This is a genomic window from Micromonospora sp. NPDC003944, from assembly GCF_053605225.1.
Window position 1 is genome coordinate 1 of the sequence record NZ_JBSGIV010000085.1, and the last position, 23,987, is coordinate 23,987.

Annotated in this window: 23 protein-coding genes and 1 riboswitch; of the genes, 13 read left to right on the plus strand and 10 right to left on the minus strand. The window is 72.6% G+C overall.

The features are described from left to right. Window positions 1-78 precede the first annotated feature (78 nt). Window positions 79-756 (minus strand): SGNH/GDSL hydrolase family protein, encoded by a 678-nt coding sequence (locus ACWER9_RS28700; RefSeq protein WP_452304775.1) that lies wholly within the window; start codon window positions 754-756, stop codon window positions 79-81. Between the two features lie 39 nt (window positions 757-795). After that, the gene (locus ACWER9_RS28705) at window positions 796-1,734 is read right to left on the minus strand and encodes an exo-alpha-sialidase (protein WP_452304776.1); all 939 of its coding nucleotides are present in this window, start codon (window positions 1,732-1,734) and stop codon (window positions 796-798) included. A 222-nt stretch (window positions 1,735-1,956) separates the two neighbouring features. On the opposite strand from ACWER9_RS28705, the gene ACWER9_RS28710 reads away from it, so the two are divergent. Further along, on the plus strand, window positions 1,957-2,538 hold the full coding sequence (locus ACWER9_RS28710; RefSeq protein WP_452304777.1) for a hypothetical protein: 582 nt from the start codon (window positions 1,957-1,959) through the stop codon (window positions 2,536-2,538). Here the strand turns inward: ACWER9_RS28710 and ACWER9_RS28715 are convergent, their stop codons facing one another. The 3 genes from ACWER9_RS28715 to ACWER9_RS28725 are packed head-to-tail and all read right to left on the minus strand — an operon-like array spanning window position 2,539 to window position 5,772. Continuing rightward, window positions 2,539-2,943: an MmcQ/YjbR family DNA-binding protein gene (locus tag ACWER9_RS28715; RefSeq protein WP_452304778.1), complete on the minus strand. Its 405-nt coding sequence runs from the start codon at window positions 2,941-2,943 to the stop codon at window positions 2,539-2,541. Window positions 2,944-2,989: 46 nt separating this feature from the next. Continuing rightward, on the minus strand, window positions 2,990-4,216 hold the full coding sequence (locus tag ACWER9_RS28720; RefSeq protein WP_452304779.1) for an MFS transporter: 1,227 nt from the start codon (window positions 4,214-4,216) through the stop codon (window positions 2,990-2,992). After that, window positions 4,213-5,772, minus strand: a complete 1,560-nt coding sequence (locus ACWER9_RS28725; RefSeq protein ID WP_452304780.1) for an AMP-binding protein — start codon at window positions 5,770-5,772, stop codon at window positions 4,213-4,215. Before ACWER9_RS28725 ends, ACWER9_RS28720 begins: the two co-directional genes overlap by 4 nt. 314 nt (window positions 5,773-6,086) lie before the next feature. Between ACWER9_RS28725 and ACWER9_RS28730 the strand changes: the two genes are divergently transcribed. The 6 genes from ACWER9_RS28730 to ACWER9_RS28755 all read left to right on the plus strand — a co-directional run bounded on the left by ACWER9_RS28730 (window position 6,087) and on the right by ACWER9_RS28755 (window position 12,466). Next, entirely contained in the window at window positions 6,087-7,364 is a 1,278-nt protein-coding gene (locus tag ACWER9_RS28730) for an SGNH/GDSL hydrolase family protein (protein ID WP_452304794.1), read from the plus strand. Between the two features lie 71 nt (window positions 7,365-7,435). Further along, entirely contained in the window at window positions 7,436-8,647 is a 1,212-nt protein-coding gene (locus ACWER9_RS28735; protein ID WP_452304781.1) for a cytochrome P450, read from the plus strand. A 7-nt stretch (window positions 8,648-8,654) separates the two neighbouring features. Continuing rightward, on the plus strand, window positions 8,655-9,710 hold the full coding sequence (locus ACWER9_RS28740; RefSeq protein ID WP_452304782.1) for an alpha/beta hydrolase: 1,056 nt from the start codon (window positions 8,655-8,657) through the stop codon (window positions 9,708-9,710). Beyond that, a complete protein-coding gene (locus ACWER9_RS28745) occupies window positions 9,703-10,806 on the plus strand; it encodes an alpha-hydroxy acid oxidase (RefSeq protein WP_452304783.1) in 1,104 nt (367 codons plus the stop codon). The genes ACWER9_RS28740 and ACWER9_RS28745 overlap by 8 nt, the downstream gene beginning before the upstream one ends. Before the next feature lie 3 nt (window positions 10,807-10,809). Continuing rightward, window positions 10,810-12,138, plus strand: coding sequence for an aminotransferase-like domain-containing protein (locus tag ACWER9_RS28750; protein ID WP_452304784.1), 1,329 nt, complete (start codon window positions 10,810-10,812; stop codon window positions 12,136-12,138). A 67-nt stretch (window positions 12,139-12,205) separates the two neighbouring features. Further along, window positions 12,206-12,466 (plus strand): hypothetical protein, encoded by a 261-nt coding sequence (locus ACWER9_RS28755; RefSeq protein ID WP_091397680.1) that lies wholly within the window; start codon window positions 12,206-12,208, stop codon window positions 12,464-12,466. A gap of 149 nt (window positions 12,467-12,615) precedes the next feature. On the opposite strand, the gene ACWER9_RS28760 is transcribed toward ACWER9_RS28755, so the two are convergent. Further along, entirely contained in the window at window positions 12,616-14,052 is a 1,437-nt protein-coding gene (locus tag ACWER9_RS28760) for a glycine hydroxymethyltransferase (RefSeq protein WP_452304785.1), read from the minus strand. Window positions 14,053-14,071: 19 nt separating this feature from the next. Continuing rightward, window positions 14,072-14,161: riboswitch (ZMP/ZTP riboswitch) on the minus strand. 94 nt (window positions 14,162-14,255) lie between these two features. Between ACWER9_RS28760 and ACWER9_RS28765 the strand changes: the two genes are divergently transcribed. Beyond that, window positions 14,256-14,570, plus strand: a complete 315-nt coding sequence (locus tag ACWER9_RS28765; RefSeq protein ID WP_452304786.1) for an SDR family NAD(P)-dependent oxidoreductase — start codon at window positions 14,256-14,258, stop codon at window positions 14,568-14,570. A 120-nt stretch (window positions 14,571-14,690) separates the two neighbouring features. Here ACWER9_RS28765 and ACWER9_RS28770 read toward each other — a convergent pair whose 3' ends face one another. From ACWER9_RS28770 to ACWER9_RS28780, 3 genes are all read right to left on the minus strand, one after another. Continuing rightward, on the minus strand, window positions 14,691-15,191 hold the full coding sequence (locus tag ACWER9_RS28770; RefSeq protein WP_452304787.1) for a hemerythrin domain-containing protein: 501 nt from the start codon (window positions 15,189-15,191) through the stop codon (window positions 14,691-14,693). A 79-nt stretch (window positions 15,192-15,270) separates the two neighbouring features. Then, window positions 15,271-16,140, minus strand: coding sequence for an NAD(P)H-hydrate dehydratase (locus ACWER9_RS28775; RefSeq protein WP_452304788.1), 870 nt, complete (start codon window positions 16,138-16,140; stop codon window positions 15,271-15,273). Then, window positions 16,124-16,855: a histidine phosphatase family protein gene (locus tag ACWER9_RS28780; protein ID WP_452304789.1), complete on the minus strand. Its 732-nt coding sequence runs from the start codon at window positions 16,853-16,855 to the stop codon at window positions 16,124-16,126. Before ACWER9_RS28780 ends, ACWER9_RS28775 begins: the two co-directional genes overlap by 17 nt. Window positions 16,856-16,912: 57 nt before the next feature. On the opposite strand from ACWER9_RS28780, the gene ACWER9_RS28785 reads away from it, so the two are divergent. Further along, complete coding sequence (locus ACWER9_RS28785) at window positions 16,913-17,935, plus strand: DNA polymerase domain-containing protein (RefSeq protein WP_452304790.1); 1,023 nt, start codon at window positions 16,913-16,915, stop codon at window positions 17,933-17,935. A 7-nt stretch (window positions 17,936-17,942) separates the two neighbouring features. Here the strand turns inward: ACWER9_RS28785 and ACWER9_RS28790 are convergent, their stop codons facing one another. After that, complete coding sequence (locus ACWER9_RS28790; RefSeq protein WP_452304791.1) at window positions 17,943-18,449, minus strand: Lrp/AsnC family transcriptional regulator; 507 nt, start codon at window positions 18,447-18,449, stop codon at window positions 17,943-17,945. A gap of 105 nt (window positions 18,450-18,554) precedes the next feature. Between ACWER9_RS28790 and pdhA the strand changes: the two genes are divergently transcribed. The 4 genes from pdhA (at window position 18,555) to ACWER9_RS28810 (ending at window position 23,928) form a co-directional block, all read left to right on the plus strand. Further along, window positions 18,555-19,721: a pyruvate dehydrogenase (acetyl-transferring) E1 component subunit alpha gene (gene pdhA, locus ACWER9_RS28795; RefSeq protein ID WP_452304792.1), complete on the plus strand. Its 1,167-nt coding sequence runs from the start codon at window positions 18,555-18,557 to the stop codon at window positions 19,719-19,721. Further along, complete coding sequence (locus ACWER9_RS28800) at window positions 19,718-20,722, plus strand: alpha-ketoacid dehydrogenase subunit beta (protein ID WP_452304795.1); 1,005 nt, start codon at window positions 19,718-19,720, stop codon at window positions 20,720-20,722. Before pdhA ends, ACWER9_RS28800 begins: the two co-directional genes overlap by 4 nt. Then, on the plus strand, window positions 20,719-22,062 hold the full coding sequence (locus ACWER9_RS28805) for a dihydrolipoamide acetyltransferase family protein (RefSeq protein WP_452304793.1): 1,344 nt from the start codon (window positions 20,719-20,721) through the stop codon (window positions 22,060-22,062). The genes ACWER9_RS28800 and ACWER9_RS28805 overlap by 4 nt, the downstream gene beginning before the upstream one ends. Window positions 22,063-22,248: 186 nt before the next feature. Continuing rightward, the gene (locus ACWER9_RS28810) at window positions 22,249-23,928 is read left to right on the plus strand and encodes a right-handed parallel beta-helix repeat-containing protein (protein WP_452304796.1); all 1,680 of its coding nucleotides are present in this window, start codon (window positions 22,249-22,251) and stop codon (window positions 23,926-23,928) included. Window positions 23,929-23,987: the final 59 nt, after the last annotated feature.

The window sequence follows — 23,987 nt, forward strand, 5'->3', positions numbered from 1 at the left end:
ACCACGGCCAGGGCGAGTGCCGGCAGCAGCACCGGCGGGATGTCCTGCGGGTCGGTGGTCAGGCCAGGTGGGGTGGGGTTAGGGGGTGCGGTGGGGGGAGAGGGCGCGGAGGGTTTGAGCTGTGGCGATGGCGTCGCTGCGGGCGCTGCCGTGGCGGCCGTCGGTGCTGTAGAGGGTGGGGTCGGCCGTCAACGGGTGGTCGGTCAGGTGCACGTGGACCGTGTTCAGGCGTTCGGCCAGGGCGGCCGTGTGGGCGGACAGGCGGCGCATGCGTTCCCCCAGGCCGGCCCGGAGGTGCTCGGGCACGGCCGGGCTGTGCGACACGTCGAACATGCCCACGGTGATCACGTCCGCGCCCACGCCGCGGAGAGCGGTGATCATCGCGGTCAGCTCGACGTCCACCGCCTCCGCGTCGTACGCCGGGTGGAAGGCGTCGTTGCCGCCACAGACGACAAGCGCAAGGTCCGGTGCGAAGGCCAACGCCGGTGCGAGCTGGGTGGCCCGCACCTGGTGCGCGCGCAACCCGCGTCGACCCAGGTTCCGGTACGCCAGCTCGGGGCGCACGACGCCCAGTTCGGCGGCCACCCGGTCGACCCACTGCACGTCCGGATAGCCCGGGGTGGGCTCACACATGCCCTCCACGACACTGTCACCGAGCGCCACGAACCGCCGCCACGGGTGGTCGTGCAGCAGGTCGCCGGCTTCTCCGGGGCGCAGGCAGTACGGGTCCGTCGATTCGGTGAGTGTCGATGGCATGCCGGCACGCTAACCGACCGTCGGGCCGCCCGGCCAGGCTCAGCCGGTCAGGCTGACCTCGGCCAGGTAGACATGGGTCTGCCCCTCGTGCGACGAGTAGTAGCTCACCCGGAGCAGGTCGTCGTGCCAGACCAGGCCGGGGTAGCTGGTGTCGCCGCCGGACGGCAGCGCGACCAACTCGGTCAGCTCGCCCCGGCCCGGGTCGACGAGGCAGACCGCGGTGCGGACCTCGCCGTCGTGCAGGCGTACGCCGGCCAGCAGTCGCCCGTCGGGCAGCCGCAGCAGCGTCGGCCCGCCCACCTGGACACCCAGGTCGGTCCAGGTCCACTCCCGGTACGGCGGCCCGGCCTGGCCGAGTTGCGCGCTCGCGTCGGTGCCGTCGCGGCGCAGCAGGCAGTACGCGGTGCCGTCCGGGGCGAAGACCAAACCGGACTCGTTGGGGTACCCGCCCTCGAACAGCGTCGGCACCCACTGCTGAAGGTCCACGCCGTCGCTGCTGCGGTAGAGCCGGGCGAACCTCGGCGCCCGGGTGGCGTAGCCGACGCCGTACATCGCGTCGTCGTGCCAGACCGCCCGCCACACCCAGACCCCCGGCTCGCCCACCGGGACCGGATCACCCCAGGCGTGCCCGTCGCCGGAGTGCCAGGTCACCGTCTGGAACGTCTTGGTGGCCGTGCCGGTGGCCGCCGCGGCCAGCAGTTGCAGACGACCGTCGGGCCGGGCGACGAAGCGCGGGTCACGCAGGTCGACGTCCGCCTGCCGCAGGACGGCGGCGGACCGCCACGATCGTCCGTCGGCCGAGGTCAGAACCCGGATCACGCCGTCGTCACTGAGGTGGGTCCGGGCCTCCCGGAACGCGCAGAACCAGCTCCCGGCGTACCGGACGAGGTCGGTGAACGCGCTGTGTGGTGCGCTGTCGCCGATCCGGTGAACGGCGGTGACCTCGGCGTTGCTGCGGCGAGTGGCTGACGACGTCATACCCGGCGGCCTCCTGGGTGGCAGGGCGCCGACGGTAGCCGACCCGGCCGACGGGCGAGCGGCGAGCAGGGGAACGCCTGACGAACACCCTCGGCTGTCGGATCGGCGTCGTTCGCGCGGCTCGGTCGGCGCGCTGGGATCGGATGGTGGCGTCGACCGCGCACGATGGTCGGTGGGCCGGCCGTTCGCTGCGGCGGTGCCGGGACCCTCTGTGCGGGGGAGGTGAGCGTCATCGAGTCGTTCCTCCAGGCCCTCGCGGCGAAGCTGGTCGAGGAGATCGTCAAACGGCTTGTCGAGTGGCTGACGCCGAAGGTGCTGCGGTCGGTGCCGCACCAGGCGTCGCCGAACTGCCCCCGTTGCGGCGGGTACGGCGTCCGCCGGTGGATGCGCGGTGGCATGTGGTTGTTCCTGCCGTCCCTGCTGCTCTTCGGCTGGGGTTTCGGGTTCACCCTGCTCGGGGTGCCGGTGGTGGTGCTCAGGGTGGTCTTCGTGCTGGTGTCGGACGGCCTCGGGGGGTTGCTGCCCGCCCTGCTCGCGCCGCTGGGCCTGCTCGTCCCCGTCACCCTGATGGTCGCGGGCGCGTTCGGCCTGGCGTACTACCACAGCTACCCACCGAAGTGGTGCGCCCGCTGCCACAGCCGGTGGCCACGCCGGGAGCGGGACGAGTACCTGCGGGCGTCCGCTCCGGTGCTCACCTGCGGCTGCGGTCAACGGCTGCGGGTGCCCCGGACGGCCACCGGGTCACGTCTGCGCTGCCCCCGGTGCCGCACCGAACACGCCACCCCGACCCCGGCCGGGCGCTGACTAGCCGTCGGTCGGCGCCGAGCCGGCCCGGTGGGCGGCGGCGAGTCGCTTCGGTGCGCGGGCGTACCACGCGTCGGTGACCACCTCGGTCAGCTCGGGCAGGCTGACCTCGTCGAGCCGGACCAGGACCGCCGGGTAGCCGTCGAGGTGCGGGGTGGTGAGGTAGACCGACGGGTCGTCGGCGAGGAGTGCTTCCTTGACGCCGAGGTCCGCGACTCGTGCGCCGAGGAGCGGGCCGTCGGGCGCAGCCGCGCCCAGGGCGTCGAGGTCGGCACGCCGCAGGGGTCGTTCCCAGACGAACATCTTGTCGCGCACCCGCCAGGCGGGCAGCCCGTCGTACGAGGCCCGCTCGGTGGTCTCGGGCAGCGCGAGTGCGATCCGACGGACGTCTTCCCAGCTGGCCATGCGGACAGGGTACGGCGTCAGCAGGGCCGGAACGTGTTGCGCACGGTCAGGCTCCGGTGACGGGAGCCGGGTGCGCCGGAGTCCTCGGGCGGCCGGAAGAGCCACCCACAAGCGGGTACGCGGTGACCACCAGGCACGCCGCCGCCATGGTCAGCAGGGCCGGGGTGAGCCCCAGGGCGTCCACCGACCAGCCGCCGAGCAGCGCGCCGACAGGTAACCCGACGAACGCCAGCGAACCGGCGATGCCGATCACCCGGGTCTGCAACTCCGGCGGCACCCGTTCGTAGAGCGCCACCCCGAGCAGCGGGTTGATTGCCGCGATGCCGATCCCGGACAGGAACGTCACCACGAGCACCACCGGCAACTCGTCACTGATCGCCAGGGCGACCAGCCGGGGTGTGCCGGCCACAAGCGCGCCGACCAGGAACGTCAGCCGACGGGGCAGCCGGGGCCCGAGCGCGGTGAACGCCAGGTTGCCCAGCAGCGCCCCCGCCGAGAACGCCGCCAGCACCAGGCCGAGACCGCTCGGGCCGGGCAGCTCCCGGGCCACCCAGACCGGGATGTAGACGGCCACGCTGGCGTTGGCCACCATGTTCAGCGCCGAGATGACGACGAGCATCCCGAGCAGCGGACGGTCCCGCCCCAGGTAGCTGAAGCCGCCCCGCAGCGCGCGCAGGTAGCTCTCCGGCTGGGCGGGTTGCGCCGGGGCGGCCGGCGGCCGGACCAGGACGCCGATGAGCAGCGCGCAGACGCCGAACGTGGCCGCGTCGATGAGGATCGCCTCGGTCACCCCGAACGCGGCGATGAGCAGCCCACCAACGGCGGCGCCGAACAGGGTCACGACCCGGCTGAGCCCGTCGTACGCGGAGGTCAGCCGGATCAGCGGCACCCCGGCGGCCTCCGCGACCGGGCGGAACATCACGTGTTTCACCCGGTCCCCGATGCCGCGCAGCGCGCCGGCGACCGCGACGAGCGCGACGAGCGGTGCGAAGCCCAACCACGGGGTCAGCGCGACGACGACCATCGCCACCGCGCTGCCCGCGTCGCAGAAGATCGACGTGCGGCGCAGGCCGATCCGGTCCGCCCAGGGCGTGCCCAACGCGCTGGACAGCAGGTACGGCAGGGTTTCGGCGAACGCGACGAGGCCCATCTTGGTGGGGCTGCCGGTGGTGACCAGCACCAGCCACGGGATGGTCACCACCGAGATGCGGGTGCCCAGGTTGGAGATCAGGTCGGCGCTGACCAGGACGACCAGTTGCCGGCGGGGGGTCACGCCCCGACCGCCGCCGCCCGACGGGCCGCGTACCGCTCGCGCAGCGCCCGCTTGTCCACCTTCATCGACCGGTTCACCGGCAGCCGGTCGACGAACTCCACAGTGGTGGGTGCCCACATCTCGTTGAGCTCGGCGGCCACCAGGCCGACCAGCTCCGCCCCGGTGACCGTCGCGCCCGGGGCGAGCACCACGTATGCGTACGGGACTTCGCCGACGGTCTCGTCCGGCACACCGATCACCGCGGCGGCCCGTACCTGCGGGTGCCCGAGCAGCACGTCCTCGATGGGACGGCAGTAGATCGCCCAGTTCCGTCGGTGCGTCACGATCATGTCGTGGGCCCGGTCGACGAGGTAGAGGTAGCCGTCGTCGTCGAGGTGGCCGATGTCGCGGGTGCGCACCCACCCGTCCACGAACGTCTGCGCGGTCAGCTCCGGCTGACCGTGGTAGCCGGCGAAGCTCAGTCGGGTACGCACCCACACCTCACCGTCGCGGCCGGTCGGCAGCACCGCACCGTCGTCGTCGCGGATCTCGACGCGCACGTCGCCGTAGGGCCGCCCGCAGGAGCGCAGCCGCTGCGGGTGCTCCGGATCGTCGGTCAGACCGGGCAGCGCGGTGATCACGACCGCCTCGCTGAGGCCGTACACGATGCGCAGCACCGGACCGAACCGCGCGATGGCCTGGCGCAGCCGGGCGGGCGCGGCGGGCCCGGCGCCCACGTTGAACATGAACATGGCGGAGAAGTCCGCGCCGACAAGCGCCGGGTGGTCCAACACCTCGTAGAGCATCGGCGGGGTGACGAACGTCGAGGTGATCCGCTCCCGCTGCACGGTGTCCACGAAGGCCACCGGGTCCCAGTCGTCGCGCAGGAACAGCACCCCGCCGGTGAACAGGTTGAACAGCGTGGTGATCTGCCCGCTGGCCAGCCACATCGGCGAGTGCGACAGGTGCCGCAGCAGTGGGAACCCGGCGGCGCGGAAGTCGGCGGCCAGGGTGAGGATCTGGGCGTAGAAACTCTCCCGGTGGTGCACCAGTTTGGGAGTTCCGGTGGTGCCGCTGGTCTGCAGGAACGACTCCGGAGCCGGCACGGACGCCGGCACCTCCACCACGTCGCTGTCGGCGGTGAGGTCGGGGCCGGCGCCGCCCGCGCCCAGACACCACACAGGTGTGCCGGGCAACGCGCCGGCCAACTCCGGGCCCAGACTGGCCCGGTCCCGCGCGTCGTAGACCAGGGCGTCCGGGCGGGCCAACCGGATGAACTCGTCGACCTCCCGACGCGCCGTCACCGGGGCGACCCACATCGTCCGGCAGCCGATCAGGTGCAGGGCGAGCTGCAGCAGCGGACCCTCCACCGCGTTCGCGACGGTCACCAACACCGCCGACCCGGGCCGTACGCCGTGCCGGGTCAACGTCGCGGCCATCGCCCGGACCCGCGCGGCGGCCTCGGTGTAGGTGAGCCGCCCACCGGCGCCCACCAACGCCTCCCGGTCGCCGAACTCGGCGAAGAGGTCCAACACCCTGTGCACGTACGTCGTGGTGTGCCCGGGTCCGTCAGTCATCCGGCAGCCCCCATCTGAGAAAGCGGCGGTCCCCGGGCAACTCCCGGGAACGACGCGACGGTGGCGCGCTCGGGCGACCACACCGCCGCCGCCTGGAAGCCTAGGCGGGAAACGGCTGGTCGGGACCGTGCCGAGTGGGCGATCCGAGCGGCCCGCCGGACATTTGATGGCGTCGATCAGGTTGATTGACGCCCGTCAGCGGCGGCGGCTAGGTTTCTGGACCATCGTCCAGGCAGGCGCCGTCAGCGGACGGCCCTGGGCTGCCACACGATGGAGGTTCCATGGCAACGGCAACCCCGAAGAGATGGCCTGTCATCGCCGCCGCGGCCGCGCTGTTGGTCGCCGGCGCACCCGCCGTCGTCGCCAGCGCCGGCCCGTCCGGCACCGCCGCCGGCCGACCCGACCGCGCCGAGTGGGCGGGCAGTTGGGCCACCGCAGTCACCCGGGGCAACTCGGTCGGGTTGACGAACACCGGCCTCAACAACCAGAGCGTCCGGATGATCGTGCACGTTTCGGTGGGCGGCCCGGCGCTGCGGGTACGCCTGAGCAACCTCTACGGCGAGCAGGCGGTCACCGTCGGCCGCGCAACCGTCGCCCGACCGAACACCGCGACCCCCGACGACCTCTCCGACATCGACGCGGCGTCGGTGCGCCTACTGACCTTCACCGGCGCCACCACGACGACCATGAACCGGGGCGCCGAACTGCTCAGCGACCCGCTGGCCTTCCCGGTCGCCGACGACAGCGACCTGGTGGTCACCCTGCACTTCCCGACGCCGACCGGCCCGACCACGTTCCACGGGCAGTCCCAGCAGGCCAACTTCATCGGCGCGGGGGACCTGACCGGGGCGGCCGAGGGCACCGGCTTCACCACCCGGCCCACCTGCTGCTGGTTCTTCCTCTCCGGGGTCGACGTGCAGCGCAAGGGCAGCCCCGGCGCGCTCGTCGTGCTCAGCGACTCCATCGGCGACGGCAACGGCAGCACCGTCAACGCCAACCGGCGCTGGCCCGACCTGCTCTCCGACCGGCTGCTCGCCGACCGGCCGGACAAGCGGACCCCCGGGGTGCTCAACCTGAGCCTGGCCGGCAACCGGCTCAACCACGAGGGCACCGAGCCCGGCGACGGCAACTACCCGGGCTACTACCAGCTCGGCCCGAACGCGGCCGCCCGGCTCAACGAGGACGTCTTTCCCCAGACCGGGGTGCGGACCGTCGTCACCCACCTGGGCATCAACGACATCTGGATGTCGAACGACGCACCCGAGGCGATCATCGGCACCCTCCGGCAGATCAACCAGCAGCTCCAGCAGCGTGGGCTGACCAGCCTGGTGGCCACGCTGACCCCGTACGAGGGGCACGGCGTCGAGGGTGTGTGGACGCCGCAGAAGGAGGCCACCCGCCAGGCGGTGAACGCGTACCTGCGGGGCAGTCGGGAGTTCGACGGGCTGCTCGACTTCGACAAGGTGCTGCGCGACCCGGCCCGGCCCAGCCAACTCCTGCCCGCGTACGACTCGGGGGACCACATCCACCCGAACGACGCCGGCAACCAGGCGCTCGCCAACGCCGTACCGCTGCGGCTGCTCGACCTGTGACACCCGGCTGGGGGTGGCGGGCGATCCCCGCTGCCCCCAGCGGCCACCGACATCCTGGGGAGGAGTTGGCCGTGCACGTGGAGGAGATACTCACCGGCCTGTACAGCGAGCAGGGCAGGCAGAACCCGTACCCGTGGTACGCGGACCTGCACCGGCTCGGCCCGATCAGCGCGGTCCCGGCGCGCGCCGAACACCGGACGGTGGCCGCGGTCGCGGTCGGCTACGACCTCGTCGACGGGTTGCTGCGCGACCCGGAGTGGACGAAACAGCCGCCGCCGGGCTGGGAGGAACAGGAGATCCTGCGGACCTTCCAGACCTCGATGATGTTCGTCAACCCGCCCGACCACACCCGGATGCGGCACGTCTTCTCCCGCACCTTCACGCCACGCCGGCTCGGCGCGCTGGAACCGGTGGTCCTGCGGGTGGTCGACGAGTTGCTGGACCGGATGGCGGACGCCGGGGACGGCACCGTCGACTTCGTGGCCGACTTCGCGTACCCGATCCCCGCCCTGGTGATGGCCGAGTTCATCGGCATCCCGGCCGCGGAGCTGCCGTGGTACCGCGAGCGGGTGGAGTGGATCGACGAGTTCCTGGACGTGGCGGGGAAGACCTCGCAGCGACTGGCCGCGGCCAACACCGCCGCCCAGGAGCTGCGGGTCTTCTACCGGGAGTTGATCGCGCACCGTCGCCGGGTGCCCGGGGACGACCTGCTCAGCGGGTTGGTCGAGGCGCTCGACTCCGGGGAGGTGGAGCTGACCGAGGAGGAGCTGATCAGCAACCTGATCGTGCTGTTCAACGCCAGCTTCGTCACCACCGTCTACATGTTCAGCAACGGGCTGCCGCTGCTGCTGGCCCACCCGGAGACTGTCGCGGCGCTGCCCACCGACGGCACGCTGGCGCAGGGCTGCGTCGACGAGGTGCTGCGGTTGGCCAGCCCGGTGCACTTCCTGGCCCGCGCCGCGCCCGCCGACACCGTGCTGCACGGCGTGCCGGTCGCCGCCGACGACAACGTACTGATCATGATCGGTGCGGCCAACCGGGACCCGGCCCGTTTCCCGGCCCCGGACACCTTCGACCCGACCCGTCCCGGCCCGCCGTCGCTGGCCTTCGGGGTGGGCCTGCACTTCTGCCTCGGCGCGGCGGTGTCGAGGCTGGAGGGTCGCCTCGCCCTGCCCCGGCTGTTCGCCAGGTTCCCCGCGCTGACGGTCATCGAGACGCCGACGTACAGCGGCAGCCTGTTCCTGCGCGGCATCGACACACTGCTGGTCCGCACCTGTGGATAGGAGCGACATGGCCCTGCACCCCGAGGTGGCGGCGTACCGGGCGGCCCGCGCCGCCGCCGGCACCCCGCCGCTGTACGCGCAGACCCTGTCCGAGGCGCGCGCCGCGGACCTGGCCGCGATCCGCGCCGGCACCGGCGCGGTCGAGCCGGTGACCGAGGTACGCGACGAGCGGTTCCCCGGCCCCGCCGGGGAGCTGCCGCTGCGGGTGTACCGGCCGAGCGGGTCGGGTCCACTGCCCACCCTGGTCTACTTCTTCGGTGGTGGCTGGACGCTCGGCAGCATCGACACCGCCGACGGCATCTGCCGGCGGCTCGCCAACGCCGTGCCCTGTCAGGTGGTCACCGTCGGCTACCGCCTCGCCCCGGAACACCCGTTCCCGGCGGCGGTGCACGACTGCCACGCCGCCACCTCGTGGATCGCCCGGCACGCCGACCGGCTGGGCGTGGACCCGAGCCGGCTGGCGGTGGGAGGGGACAGCGCCGGCGGGAACCTGGCCGCCGCGGTCGCCCTGCTCAGCCGTACGGACGGCCCTGGGCTCGCCGCGCAGCTGCTGGTCTACCCGAACACCGACGCCAGCGGCGAACCGGTCGGCGACGACGACCCGACGCTGTTCAACCGCCGCTCGGTCGCCTGGTACCGGACGCACTACCTGGCCGACCCGGCGCATGCCCGGGACCCACTGGCCTCGCCGCTGCTCGCCGACGACCTGTCCGGGCTGCCGCCGGCACTTGTGGTCACCGCCGAGCTGGACCCTCTCCGCGACGAGGGACAGCGGTACGCCGAGCGGCTGCGCGACGCCGGCGTGCCCACCCGGTTGGACCACTATCCGGGAATGATCCACGGGTTCTTCGCCATGCCGGGGGCCTTCACCGACGGGCGGCGGGCGCAGGAGAGCGCCGCGGCGTTCCTCCGGGAGCGCTTCGGGCTGCTGGCTGCGAACGGGCCGGCCGACGCGGACGGGCCGGCTGGTTTCGTCGAGCGGGCGGCCACGGGCGCCCCGGATGAGCCGGCCGACCCCGCTGTGCCGGCGGCCACGAGCGGGCCGGTGGCGGGCGATGGGTGAGCAGACGCTTGCCGACCCGCCGGCCGTGTCGCTTGCCGACTACGCCGAGCGGGCCCGGGCCGTGCTGCCGCCGGACGTGTGGGACTACCTGGCCGGCGGTAGCGCGTCCGAGGTGACCCTCGACGCGAACCGGCGCGCGCTGGACCGGGTCGCGGTGCTACCCCGGGTGCTGCGCGGGGTCGACACCGTCGACCTCGGCACCCACCTGCTCGGCCGCCGGTACGCCATGCCGGTCGGGGTGGCGCCGATGGCGTACCAGCGGCTGGTACACCCGGACGGGGAACTGGGCCTGGCGGCGGCGGCCGGCGCGGCCGGAATCCCCTACCTGGCGAGCACGCTTGGCAGCACACCCATCGAACAGGTCACCGGGGCGGGCGCGGACGTCTGGTTCCAGCTCTACTGGCTGCGCGACCGGGCCCTCGTCCGCGACCTGCTGGACCGGGTCGTCGCGGCCGGCTGCCGAGCACTTGTGGTCACCGTGGACGTCCCGGTGCTCGGCCGACGCCCCCGGGACCTGCGCAACGGGTTCCGGCTGCCGGCCGAGGTGGTCGCCGCGAACCTTCCCGACGGTCGCGACGCGCTGGCACACTCCGGTGCGCCCGGGGTGTCCGCGATCGCCGCGCACACCGCCGCGTCGTTCGCCCCGGCGCTGCGCTGGGCGGACCTGGCGTGGCTACGCGAGCAGGTCGACCTGCCGCTTGTGGTCAAGGGGCTGCTGGACCCGCGTGACGCGATCGAGGCGGTACGCGTCGGCGCGGACGCGGTGGTCGTCTCCAACCACGGTGGGCGGCAACTGGACGGCGCGCCGGCGAGCGTCACCATGCTGCCGGAGGTCGTCGACGTGGTCGGGGACGGCTGCCAGGTGCTGCTGGACAGCGGCATCCGGGGCGGCACCGACGTGCTGCGGGCGCTGGCGTTGGGCGCGGCCGGGGTGCTGGTCGGCCGGCCGCTGCTCTGGGCCCTCGCCGTCGGCGGTGAGCCCACCGCCCGGGACGCGTTGGCGCTGCTCGTCGCCGAACTGACCGACGCGCTCACCCTGGCCGGCTGCGCCGATCCGGCGGCGGCCGGTGAGCTGCGCACCCTCCGGGTGGGGTGAGCGGTGACCGCCGCCGAACCTGTCGACCTGACCGTCGCCGACCTGCACCCCGCGCTGGGAGACCCGGCGCTGACCTCGATGAACTTCCTCAACGAGGTGTCCGAGCGGTACCCGGCGGCGGTGTCCCTCGCGGCCGGCCGGCCGTACGAGGAGTTCTTCGATCTCGCCGCGGTGCACCGGCACCTGGACACCTTCCACCGGCATCTCGTCGACGACCTGGGGCACTCGCCGGAGCAGGCCCGGCGGCTGCTTCTGCAGTACGGCCGGACCAAGGGCATCGTGCACCACCTGATCGCCCGCAACCTCGCCGTCGACGAGGGGATCACCGTCGACCCGCAGGACGTCGTGGTGACCGTCGGCTGCCAGGAGGCGATGTTCCTGGTGTTGCGCGCGTTGCGGGCCGGTCCCACGGATGTGCTGCTCGCGGTCGCCCCGACCTACGTCGGGCTGACCGGGGCGGCCCGACTGGTGGACCTGCCGGTGTGGCCGGTCGCCGGTGGGCCGTCCGGGGTCGACCTGGCCGACCTGGCCGACCAGCTGCGCCGGGCGAGGTCGGCGGGTCTTCGTCCGCGCGCCTGCTACCTGATGCCGGACTTCGCCAACCCGTCCGGCGTCAGCATCGACACCGCCCACCGGCGACGGCTGTTGGACCTGGCCACGCAGGAGGACCTACTGCTGCTCGAGGACAACCCGTACGGCCTGTTCCACAGCGAGGACGGGCCGCGCCCACCCACCCTCAAGGCGTTGGACACCGGGCGGCGGGTCGTCTACTTCGGTTCGTTCGCCAAGACCGTGCTCCCTGGCGCGCGGGTCGGGTACGTCGTCGCCGACCAGCGGGTGGCCCTCCCGGGCCGACGGGTCGGCCCGCTCGCCGACCAACTCGCCATGATCAAGAGCATGGTCACGGTGAACACGTCCCCGATCGCGCAGGCGGTCATCGGCGGTCGACTGCTGGAACACGGGTGCAGCCTGGTGGCCGCGAACACCCGGGAGCGGTCCGCGTACACCGGGAATCTGCGCCACCTGGTGGCCGGCCTGGCCCGGCGGTTCCCGCCGGGGGAGGACGGCGCGGCGGCGGTGCGGTGGACGGTGCCGGCCGGTGGTTTCTTCGTCGTGGTGACGGTGCCGTTCCCGGTCGACGACGCGTTGCTGGACCGTTCGGCGCGTGACCACGGGGTGTTGTGGACGCCGATGGCGCACTTCTACGACGACAGTCAGCCGGTGCACGCGCTGCGGTTGTCGGTGAGCGCGGTCACGCCGGAGCAGATCGACGTCGGGCTGGACCGGCTCGCGGCGCTGATCACCGACGAGGTGGCACGCCGGGCAGGTTGACACACCGCGTTCATCGGATGGCAATGCGCGACGACCCGCGTGTCGCCGTCCTGGGTGGACGGTCATAATAAGCCGCATGGTTGCCTGGGAGTACGCCCTGCTCGTCCGTCGCTATCAGGGACAGGGCCGCAATTTTCACGTCTCGTTCGTCTGGTACGCGCCGGACGGGTCCCGCAAGGACATCACCGCCTACGGGGACACCGCCATCGCGCACCTCAACCGGGCCGGCCGGGAGGGGTGGGAACTCGTCTCCGCCGCCGAGGACGTCAACAACGTCCAGGGCAGCACCGAAGTCCACCGCTACCACCTGAAGCGCCCCATGGCCTGACGCCCTGCCGGCCCCTGCCCCTGCCCGGCTCCCTTGTCCCCCTCGTCCCCCTCGTCCGCGTCGATCATGGAGTTGTGGTGGTGGACGAAGGTCGCCACCCGCCCTGATTCGGGCACCACAACTCCATGATCGACGCGAGAAGGTCGGGGTCAGCCCAGGTCGACGGTGGGGTAGAGGGGGTACGCGGCGAGCAGGTCGGTCGCCTGGCGGGCCACCTTGTCGGACAGGGCGGGGTCCAGGGTGTACTTCGCCTTCGACGGGGTGCCGTCGGCGTTGGCGCCGGCGGTGGTCTGGGTCAGCACGGTGTGGATCAGCTCGGCGGTCTGGTCCATCTCGGCGGTGCCGAGGCCCCGGGTGGTCAGCGCCGGGGTGCCGATCCGGATGCCGGACGTGTACCAGGCGCCGTTCGGGTCCTGCGGGACCGAGTTGCGGTTGGTGACGATGCCCGAGTCGAGCAGCGCCTGCTCGGCCTGCCGGCCGGTGAGTCCGTAGCCGGACACGTCGATCAGCACCAGGTGGTTGTCGGTGCCACCGGTGACGAGCGTCGCGCCCCGGCGCAGCAGCCCCTCGGCCAGCGCCTGCGAGTTGTCCACGATCCGCTGGGCGTAGTCGGCGAAGTCGGGCCGGCGGGCCTCGGCGAGCGCGACCGCCTTGGCGGCCATCACGTGCGGCAGCGGACCGCCGAGCACCATCGGGCAGCCGCGGTCCACCTGGTCGGCCAGCTCCGGCTGGCAGAGCACCATGCCGCCGCGCGGGCCGCGCAGCGACTTGTGGGTGGTGGTCGTGACGATGTGCGCGTGCGGCACCGGGTCGAAGTCGCCGGTGAACACCTTGCCCGCCACCAGGCCGGCGAAGTGCGCCATGTCGACCATGAAGGTGGCGCCGACCGAGTCGGCGATCTCGCGCAGGATCCGGAAGTTCACCTTCCGGGGGTACGCCGAGTAGCCGCCGACGAGGATCAGCGGCTTGAACTCCCGGGCGGCCTCGGCCACCCGGTCGTAGTCGATCAGGCCGGTCGCCGGGTCGGTGCCGTAGCTGCGCTGGTCGAACATCTTGCCGGAGATGTTCGGCCGGAAACCGTGGGTGAGGTGGCCGCCGGCGTCCAGCGACATGCCGAGCATCCGCTGGTTGCCCAGCTCGCGGCGCAGCGCGAACCAGTCCGCCTCGGTGAGGTCGTTGACCTGACGGACCTGGGCCTTCTTCAGGGCGGGGGACTCCACCCGGTCGGCCAGCACCGCCCAGAACGCGACCAGGTTGGCGTCGATGCCCGAGTGCGGCTGCACGTACGCGTGCGCGGCGCCGAACAACTCCCGCGCGTGCTCGGCGGCGAGCGCCTCGACGGTGTCGACGTTCTGGCAGCCGGCGTAGAAGCGGCGGCCGACGGTGCCCTCGGCGTACTTGTCGCTGAACCAGTTGCCCATGGCCAGCAGGGTCGCCGGGGAGGCGTAGTTCTCGCTGGCGATCAGCTTGAGGGACTCCCGCTGGTCGGTCAGCTCGGCGCCGATCGCGTCGGCGACCCGCGGCTCGACAGCTCGGATCACCTCGAGGGCGCTCCGGAATGCGGTGGACTCGGCGTTGCGGGACATGCGACCTCCAACAGACGTGCGGGAAGGCCCAGGCGCTCGGCAAACGTCCACGTGACGAGGCCGCTCCCCGATGGTTCTCCATCCCCACGCGCCAGTAACGGCCTGGGCCGATCCTACCGGCCCGGGCCCGGCCGCTCGGTGCGCCCTCCGGGAGGCGACCCCCGCCGATGTGGTTGGGCCCCGCGTCGCGGGGCACGCGGTAGGTGACCACCCTGGTGACCGGGGCTTCAAGCGGGATCGGGTACGAACTGGCGGTGCAGTTCGTCGAGCACGACCTCGACCTGATCATCGCCGCCGAGGACGACGGCATCGAGCCGGCGGCTCGGAAGCTGCACCGCGACGGTGGCCCCCAGGTCTGGTCGGTCCGCGTCGACCTGGCTCGCGAGCAGGGCGTGACGGAGTTGGTCGCCGCCGTCACCGCGACCGGTCGCCCGTTGGAGGCGTTGGCCCTCAACGCCCGTCCCCGCCTCCGCGATCTTGCACTTTCTGTCGCGACAAACAGCACTAAATATCGCTAACCAGGAACAGAAAGTGCAAGATCGCGTGGGCGTGGGCGTGGGCATGGGCGTGGGCTTGTCTGGGCGGTGCAGGACGAAGGGCCCGGCTTTCGCCGGGCCCTTCGATGTGCTGCGGTGGGCTCAGGCGGTCACCGCGTCGAGCGCCTTCTTGATCGCCTTCGGTGCGGTGGGGGTGCGTGGCGCATCCGCGCGTAGCGCGAGCATCTTCTCGCCGATCTCCTGGAGCTGCTTGCGGCCCAGCGCGTCGCGGACCTTGGGGAACCACTCCTGCTCTTCCTCCTCGACGTGGTGGCTGACGTTCTCGATCAGCACGGTCGTCTTGGCGTTGAACCGCTCGTCACTGGCGTCCATGCTGGCCAGCTCGGCGCAGAGCACGTCGGCGACGTGGTGTTCCTCGTACGACTCGAGGATGTCGTCCTCCAGGTCGGGCAGCAGCCGGCGGACCTCCGGGTACATCACCTCGTTCTCCAGGTAGGTGTGCACCGTCAGCGCTTCCAGGATCTGCTCCACCAGCTTCTGCCGCTGGCTCGCCGGCCCCTCCTCCGCGTCCTGGAAGGCCTTGAACAGGCGGCGCATTTCCTTGTGGTCCTCTTTGAGTAGGACGATGGCATCGGTCGACACCGGTATGACCTCCCTGAACAGTCTCGGCTGGTGTCGTTCCGGTACCCCGACGACCATTGCGGAAACAGGTGAAACCGCCTCAGACCATGGCCAGGGTTCGGGGGATCTCGTCGAGCAACTCCCGAGCCAGGAAGCCGATCCGGCCGTAGCGGGGGATCAGCCGTTGGCCGCTCACCGAGTGCGCGAACGAGCCCCAACAGGCCGCCTGGGCCGGGTCCGCGCCCCGGGACAGCAGCCCCGCCAACAACCCGGCGAGCACGTCCCCGCTGCCGGAGGTGCCCAGCCCGGCGTCGCCGCTCTCCTCTCGCCAACCCCGTCCGTCCGGCGCGGCCACGTGCCCGTACAGCGACACGACCGCCTCGTACCGGGTGGCCAACTCGGCCGCCTCGGCGTCCAGGTCGTCGCCCGGATCCCGTCCGAGCAGGTGCTTGGCCTCGGTGACGTTGGGCGTGAGCACCACAGGCCGACCCGAGCCGACCAGCAGGTCCGGTGCGTGGCTGAGCGCACCGAGGGCGTACGCGTCGAGCACCAGCGACGTGTCCGGACGGGCGGCCTCCAGGACCAGGGCCAGCAGGCGGTTGGTCTCGTCGATCGCCTTCAGGCCGGGGCCGACCGTCACCACGTCGGCCTGCGCGACCAGATCGCCGAGTTGGCCGTCCCGGTCGGCGGCAACCGCGCCGTCGGCGGTCTCCGGCAGACCGACCACCAGGGCCTCGGGCACCTGGATGCTCAGCGCGGCGGCGCTGGACTCGGCGGCGGCCAGTTGGAGCACCCCGGCGCCGGCGCGCAACGCGGCCACCCCGGCGAGCAGCACCGCGCCCGGGGTGAAGCGGGAACCGCCGACCACCAGCACGGTGCCCCGGTTCTCCTTCCCGCCGACCGGCACCGGCAGCGCCCAGTCCCGCAGCAACGCCGGTGTGATCACCTTCACCTCAGACCGGCTCGGCATGGATCTCGTCCTCCCTGGTCGGCTGGGCGCCCTGCTGGCGCAGGTGCACGACGTCGTTGAAGGCGGTGAGCGCCAGTCGCCCTTCGGCGTCCGCCGACCACTCGGTGATCGAACAGTTGGCGATCACGTCCTGCCGGGTGAGCGCCATCAGCTCGTCCTCGGTCAATCCCTCCACCAGATAACGAAGCAGGAAGACCAGCGCGTCGTGGCCGAAGAGCAGCACCCGGCAACCCTCGTGGTCACGGCGCAGGTCCCCGAGGAGCGTCCGCAGCCGCAACGCCACGTCCGTCCAGGACTCCCCGCCCGGCGGCCGGTAGTAGAACTTGCCCAACCGCTCCCGACGGTCGGCCTCGTCCGGGTACCGCCGTCGTACCCCGTGCCCGGTCAGCCCGTCGAGGATGCCCAGCTCCCGGTCGCGCAGCCGCTCGTCGCGGTGCACGGGAACGTCGGTGCCGGCAAGCGCCAGCCGCGAGGTCTGCACCGCGCGCAGGTACGGCGACACCACCGCCACGTCCGGCCGCTTCGCCTCCGGCAGCTCGGCCAGCCAACGGCCGGTCGCCCGGGCCTGCTCCTCGCCGGTAACGGAGAGCGGCACGTCGGCGTCGCGGTGGGTGAGGTCGATCAGCTCCGCGCCCGACGCCTCGGCCTGCGTCGCCGCGACGTTCGCGGTGCTCTCGCCGTGTCGGACGATCCAGAGGGTTGCCAGTTCCGCCATGCGGCCCCCCTACCCGGACGCCGCCCACGGTAACCGTTCCCAGGGTCCGCCATGCCGATGTCCGGTCGATCGACGTCCGGCCTCGACGCAGGTCGTACCCTCGGTGGCGTGGCCACGGCGGCGGAGGAGATCCAGGTGGGGGAGCGGCTGGTCCGCGTCTCCAGCCCCGACAAGCCGTACTTCCCGGAGCGTGGGCTGACCAAGCTGGACGTGGTCCGCTACTTCCTGGCGGTGGGTGACGGCATCCTGCGCGCGCTGCGGGATCGGCCGACCATGCTGGAACGCTGGCCGCGCGGTGTCTTCGAGGGCGCGACGATCGCCACTCGGCAGACCAATCGAGGGGACGCGTTCTACCAGAAGCGGCTGCCGGCCGGTGCGCCCGAGTGGGTGCGGACTGCGCACATCACCTTCCCCAGTGGCCGCACCGCCGACGAGGTCGCGCCGAGCGAGTTGGCCGTGGTCATCTGGGCGGCCAACCTGGGCACCCTGCGGTTCCACCCGTGGCCGGTCACCGCGGCCGACGTGGAACGCCCCGACCAGTTGCGCATCGACCTCGACCCGATGCCCGGCGTCGGCTTCGAGCAGGTGGTGCCGGTGGCGCACGAGGTGCGGGCGTTCCTCGCCGAGCTGGGCATGACCGGCTACCCGAAGACCACCGGCGGCCGGGGGCTGCACGTCTACCTGTCGATCGAGCCGCGCTGGAGCTTCGGTGACTGCCGCCGGGCGGTGCTCGCGCTGGGCCGGGAGATGCAGCGTCGACTGCCGGATCTGGTCACCACCACCTGGTGGCGTGAGCAACGGGACCGTCCGGTCTTCGTCGACTACAACCAGATGGCCCGGGACCACACGGTGACCTCGGCGTACTCGATCCGGCCCACGCCGGCCGCGCTGGTCTCCGCGCCGCTGGACTGGTCGGAGCTGGACCAGGTCCGGCCGGAGGACTTCGACGTGCTCAGCATGCCGGCCCGGTTCGCCGAGCGTGGCGACCCGCACGCCGGCCTGGACGGTGACCGGCACTCGCTGGAGCCGCTGCTGGAGTTGGCCGACCGGGACGGGTTGGAGGCCCCGCCGGAGCGCTGAGCCCCGGTCAGGCCCAGGGGCTGCCAGCCCCGTCGAACTCCTCGAAGACCAACCAGGTGCGGGTGGACAGCACACCGGGAATGCTCTGCACCCGGCCCAGCACCACATCGCGCAGCGCGGCGTTGTCCGGCGCGCGCACCAGCGCGAGCACATCGTGGTCACCGCCGAGCAGCGCGGCGTGCTCGATGTAGCGCACCTGGGCCAGCTCGGCCGACACCTCCCGCCAGGTGTTCTGCTCGATGGTCAGGGCGATGTACGCCGACGTGCCCAGCCCGGCCGCCTCGGGCGCGACCTGGGCCCGGAACCCGGTGATCACCCCGTCGCGCAGCAACCGCTCCACCCGCGCGTACGCGTTGGTGCGGGAGATGTGGATCCGTTCGGCGAGGGTGCGCACCGACGTGCGACCGTCGCGGACCAGCTCGTCGAGGATCCGCCGGTCGACCTCGTCCAGGGCTCGGGCCGATCGTCCCGATCCCGCACCCCGGCCCGCTTCGTCGGCGGTCTCCTGGCTCACTGCCGGTCCCTCCGCATGCCAACCGTCCCGCCTTCTGTGTCGATCTTGAGTCAATCATCCACAAGCGGAAGCATAGGCTCACCACACGTCCCAGGAGGTTCCGCCGTGACGACCACTCCCCAGGCGGTCCGCAGGGCATCCCCGCGTACCCGTCGGGCGGCCACCCCGCCCGACCCGGCGCGCCCGCTGCTGCCGGAAACCGAACCGGTCCGCCTACTCGACCCGACCGGCACGCCGCTGCCCGCCCGCGCCGACTATCCCGAGCCACCCGTCGAGGTGTTGCGCGAGCTGTACCGCCGGATGGTGCTCGGCCGCCGCTTCGACACCCAGGCCACCGCGCTGACGAAACAGGGCCGACTCGCCGTCTACCCGTCCTCGCGCGGTCAGGAGGCGTGCCAGGTCGGCGCGGTCCTCGCGGTCCGCGACACCGACTGGGTCTTCCCCACCTACCGCGAGTCGATGGCTCTGGTTGCCCGGGGCATCGACCCGGTCGAGGTGCTCACCCTGCTGCGCGGCGACTGGCACTGCGGCTACGACCCGACCGAGGTACACACCGCACCGCAGTGCACCCCCCTCGCGACCCAGTGCGTGCACGCCGCCGGGCTGGCGCACGGCGAGGCGTACCAGGGTCGCGACACGGTGGCGCTGGCCTTCATCGGTGACGGCGCGACGAGCGAGGGCGACTTCCACGAGGGGATCAACTTCGCCGCCGTGTTCAAGGCGCCGGTGGTCTACTTCGTGCAGAACAACAGGTACGCGATCAGCGTCCCGCTGTCGCGCCAGACCGCCGCGCCGTCGCTCGCCTACAAGGGCGTCGGCTACGGCGTACCCAGCGAGCAGGTCGACGGCAACGACCCGGTCGCGGTGCTCGCCGTGCTCACCCGCGCGGTGGCGCACGCCCGCGCCGGCAAGGGGCCGTTCCTGGTCGAGGCGCACACCTACCGGATGGAACCGCACACCAACGCCGACGACGCCACCCGCTACCGCGACGGCGCCGAAGTCGACGCCTGGCGGGACCGGGACCCGGTCGCCCGGCTGGAGACCTACCTGCGGGCCCGCGGCGCACTCGACGACGCGGCGGTCGCCGAGGTCGCCGAGCAGGCCGAGGCGTACGCGGCGGACCTGCGGACCCGGATGAACGAGCAACCCACAGTCGACCCGCTGAGCCTCTTCGACCACGTCTACGCGGAGCCCACCCCGCAGCTCGTCGAACAGCGTGAGCTGGTCCGCGCCGAGCTGGCCGCCGCTCGCGCCGAGGAGGGTGACGCCTGATGGCCACCACCATGGCAAAGGCGCTCAACGCCGCGCTCGCCGACGCGCTCGCCGCCGACGACCGGGTCGTCGTCTTCGGTGAGGACGTCGGCGCGCTCGGCGGCGTCTTCCGGATCACCGACGGCCTCCAGGCCCGCTTCGGCGAGAACCGCTGCTTCGACACCCCCCTCGCCGAGGCCGGCATCGTCGGTTTCGCCGTCGGCCTGGCCATGTCCGGCCTGCGCCCGGTGGTCGAGATGCAGTTCGACGCGTTCGCGTACCCGGCGTTCGAGCAGATCGCCTCGCACGTCGCGAAGCTGCGCAACCGCACCCGGGGGGCGCTGAGCGTGCCGATCGTCATCCGCGTGCCGTACGCGGGCGGCATCGGCGGGGTCGAGCACCACTGCGACTCGTCCGAGGCGTACTACGCGCACACCCCCGGGCTGAAGGTCGTCACCCCGGCGACCGTCGAGGACGCGTACTCGCTGCTGCGCGAGGCGATCGACGACCCCGACCCGGTGGTCTTCATGGAGCCCAAGAAGCTCTACTTCGCCAGCGACGACGCGTCCCTGCCGGCCCGCACCGAACCGTTCGGCCGGGCCGTCGTGCGTCGCCCCGGCCGCGACGCCACTCTTGTCGCGTACGGGCCGGCGGTGCCGGTCGCGCTGGAGGCCGCCGAGGCCGCCCGCGAGGAGGGGTGGAACCTGGAGGTCGTCGACGTACGCACCATCGTGCCGTTCGACGACGCCACCATCACCGCGTCGGTACGGCGTACCGGCAGGTGTGTGGTGATCCAGGAGGCGCCCGGCTTCGCGGGCGTCGGCGCGGAGATCGCCGCCCGGGTGCAGGAGCGCTGCTTCCACGCGCTGCACGCCCCGGTGCTGCGGGTCGCCGGGCTGGACATCCCGTACCCGGCGCCGATGCTTGAGCACACCCACCTGCCCGGGGTGGACCGGGTGCTCGACGCGGTGGCCCGCCTCCAGTGGGACGACCAGCCGGACGCGCGTTGGGCGGCGGCATGACCACCGTCGACCGGACGCAGGTCTTCCTCCTGCCCGACCTGGGCGAGGGGCTGAGCGAAGCCGAGATCGTCGAGTGGCGGGTCGCCGTCGGTGACGTGGTCACCGTCGATCAGAGTGTGGTCGAGGTGGAGACCGCCAAGGCCGTCGTCGACGTGCCGTGCCCGTACGCCGGTCGGGTGGTCGCCCTGCACGGCGCGGCCGGTGAGGTACGCCCGGTCGGCCAACCACTGATCACCATCGCGCCGCTCGACGGGGGCGACGAGCCCGCCGGGCACGCCACCTACCGCGAGGAGGAGCAGGCCGGCTCCGGCAACGTGCTGATCGGGTACGGCACCGGCCACGGCGGTGCCACCCGCCGTCGGCGTCGACCGCGCCTGGCGGTGGCCCCCGAACCGGCCGATGTCGGTCCGACGGCCGGATCCGTTCCCGAGGCGGCCGCCGACCCGGCGCCGTCGCCGGCCGCCCTGGTCATCTCGCCGATCGTGCGCCGGCTGGCCCGCGAGCGCGACGTCGACCTCGCCACCGTGCGAGGCACCGGGCCCGGGGGCGTGATCCGCCGCGCCGACGTGGAGGCCGCCTTGACCGTGCCCGCCGCCCGGCTCGCCGCCGTGCCGGACCCGCAGGTCGCGTCGGCCCCGGTCGGTGACGGCGACGTGATCGTCCCGCTCACCGGTGTCCGCAAGGTGATCGCCGACAAGCTCTCCCGCAGCCGGCGGGAGATCCCGGAGGTGACCATCTGGGTCGACGTGGACGCCACCGGCCTGCTGGAGACCCGCGCCGCGATCAACGCCGCCACGCCCGACGCGCCGGTGAGCATCCTGGCCCTGCTGGCCCGGATCTGCCTCAGCGGGCTGCGTCGGTTCCCGCAGCTCAACGCCCGGGTCGACACCGAGGGGCAGCGGATCGTCCAGTCCGCCGGGGTGCACCTCGGCATCGCCGCGCAGACCGACCGGGGTCTGCTGGTGCCGGTGCTGCGCGACGCCCAACGGCTCACCACCGCCGAACTGGCCGCCGAACTGGCGGTGACCACCGCCGCCGCACGCGCCGGCACCCTGCCCCCGGCACGACTGACCGGCGGCACCTTCACCCTGAACAACTACGGGGTGTTCGGCGTCGACGGCTCCACCCCGATCATCAACCACCCGGAGGCGGCCCTGCTCGGAGTCGGGCGGATCGTGGACAAGCCGTGGGTGGTCGACGGGCAACTCGCCGTCCGCAAGGTGACCCAGCTCAGCCTCACCTTCGACCACCGGGTCTGCGACGGCGGGGTGGCCGGTGGCTTCCTGCGGCACGTCGCTGACTGCGTGGAGCGCCCGGCGCTGCTGATCGCGGCCGTCTGACGCGTACCCCTGGGTCCCGGCGTCGCCCGCGCGGCGCCGGGACCGACGCACGTCCGGGCCCTCGGCGCGGTGATCGGACCGGTCTTTCCCGGCGGTGTCGTCCGGGCCGGGTTTCCCGGCGGCCGCACCGGGAAGTCGGCCCCGCCGGAGCGCACCGCACGCGTCGAAGGGAGCCGGCCTGTGGCCGTGGCGAACGAGCTGCTATTGAACTCGGTCCGGGTACGACGGCCCGCCTCGGCCGGCGCGCCGCTGTACTGCGACGCGCTCGAGTACGGGCTGACCGGTGACGGCTCGACGAACGACCAGCCGGCGTTGGCCGCCCTCGTGGACCGCCTCGGCGCCGGGTACGCCTCGGACGGACGGGCGCGGGTCATCTACTGCCCGCCGGGCATCTACTCGATCCGGGACGCGGGCACGGTGTGGCGCAGCGGTGTGTCGCTGGTCGGGGCCGGCCCGGCGGCGACCCGGTTCATGCTCAGCAACGAGGGCAACCGGGCCGACCCGACGCCCCTGGCGTTCTGGACCACCGTGCAGCACGGCGCCGACCGGGACCGGCACATCGCCGACTGCACCTTCTCCGACTTCCAGATCGACGGCTCCGGCGTCGCCATGGCCGAGTACAACTACCTCGCCAAGGGCCTCGGCCTGCAGTACGTGGTGCGAGGCGTCTTCCGCAACCTCTACATCCACCACACCGCGGCCACCGGGCTGGGCTGCGACTTCCTCCAGGACTCCCTGATCGACGGCGTGGTGGTGGTCGGCTGTGGCCGACTGGACAACGGCGAGCAGATCGGTGGGGCGGGCATCGGGATCGGCATCGGCGGGTGGGGAGCGGTGGAGCGGCTGACCATCGCCAACTGCACTGCCCTGGCCAACGGCACCAACGGGATCTTCCTGGAGTTGCAGAAGGACTACTGGACGCCGCCGCGCGGCTACCGCATCATCGGCTGTCACAGTCAGGGCAACAGGTTCGGCATCTCCGACTGGGGCGCCGACGGTCTGATCGTCTCCGCCTGCACGATGACCGGCAATCTGGTGACCGGGTTCGACGTGTCGGCTCAGGGCACCGCCGCCGTCGCAGGGCGGGGCGGTCTGCTCACCGACTGCGTCATCGACGGCAACCTGCGCGACGGGGTCAGCATCGGCAACAGCCCCGGCCCGTACACCGTGCGGGGCAACCGGATCAGCGGCAACGGCCGGCACGGCTATCACGCGCACGACCTCGGGCGCGGCTACCGGGGCGCGATCCGCGACGTGGTGATCGAGAGCAACGAGTTCTGGGGCAACGGCCTCGACGCGGTCCGGATCGACCACCAGATGACCGACGCGGTGCTGCTCAACAACCGGATCCGCAACAACGGTCGGCAGTACGGCGAGGGCACCGGCGGCGCGGGCGACGCCGTCCGCTACAGCGAGCGGTGCCTGGTGGACCGGTCGGCCAACTGGCCGCACGACGGGCACCGGGGCAAGGTCCTGCGGGTCGGGAAAGCCGTCGCCATGGTGGCGTCCAACACCGGAGACGAACTCACCCTGGCCCCGGTCCGCCCGGACGCGTTCACCGCGTGGAGCGGGAACGTTCCACCGCCGGGCTGCGGGTACGAGTTGGCCGCCGCACCCCAACTACGGGCCGGCATCACCATCGACGCGCCGTTCGACTCGGCCACCATCCGGGGCAACCGGATCTGGGACAACCACGACAACCAGACCCAGTCGCACGGGCTGTGGATCACCGGGCGGGGCAGTTGCGTGGACTGCCGGGTCGAGGACAACGACCTGGCCGGCAACGCCGACGGAGGAATGCGCCTGGACACCCCGCCGGTGGGCGGGCGGTGGCGGGACAACCACGTGGACAGCGACTGGAGCTGAGCGCCGGCCCGGCGCGACCGGAGCTGAACAGCGTGCGGCGGCGGCCGGAAAGATCCGGC

What these genes read in the sequence shown, in the direction of transcription:
- ACWER9_RS28700 (WP_452304775.1), bottom strand. Translation starts at nt 756, where the DNA reads ATGCCATCGACACTCACCGAATCGACGGACCCGTACTGCCTGCGCCCC.
- ACWER9_RS28705 (WP_452304776.1), bottom strand. Translation starts at nt 1,734, where the DNA reads ATGACGTCGTCAGCCACTCGCCGCAGCAACGCCGAGGTCACCGCCGTT.
- ACWER9_RS28715 (WP_452304778.1), bottom strand. Translation starts at nt 2,943, where the DNA reads ATGGCCAGCTGGGAAGACGTCCGTCGGATCGCACTCGCGCTGCCCGAG.
- ACWER9_RS28725 (WP_452304780.1), bottom strand. Translation starts at nt 5,772, where the DNA reads ATGACTGACGGACCCGGGCACACCACGACGTACGTGCACAGGGTGTTG.
- ACWER9_RS28740 (WP_452304782.1), top strand. Translation starts at nt 8,655, where the DNA reads ATGGCCCTGCACCCCGAGGTGGCGGCGTACCGGGCGGCCCGCGCCGCC.
- ACWER9_RS28745 (WP_452304783.1), top strand. Translation starts at nt 9,703, where the DNA reads ATGGGTGAGCAGACGCTTGCCGACCCGCCGGCCGTGTCGCTTGCCGAC.
- ACWER9_RS28760 (WP_452304785.1), bottom strand. Translation starts at nt 14,052, where the DNA reads ATGTCCCGCAACGCCGAGTCCACCGCATTCCGGAGCGCCCTCGAGGTG.
- ACWER9_RS28775 (WP_452304788.1), bottom strand. Translation starts at nt 16,140, where the DNA reads ATGCCGAGCCGGTCTGAGGTGAAGGTGATCACACCGGCGTTGCTGCGG.
- ACWER9_RS28780 (WP_452304789.1), bottom strand. Translation starts at nt 16,855, where the DNA reads ATGGCGGAACTGGCAACCCTCTGGATCGTCCGACACGGCGAGAGCACC.
- ACWER9_RS28785 (WP_452304790.1), top strand. Translation starts at nt 16,913, where the DNA reads ATGTCCGGTCGATCGACGTCCGGCCTCGACGCAGGTCGTACCCTCGGT.
- ACWER9_RS28805 (WP_452304793.1), top strand. Translation starts at nt 20,719, where the DNA reads ATGACCACCGTCGACCGGACGCAGGTCTTCCTCCTGCCCGACCTGGGC.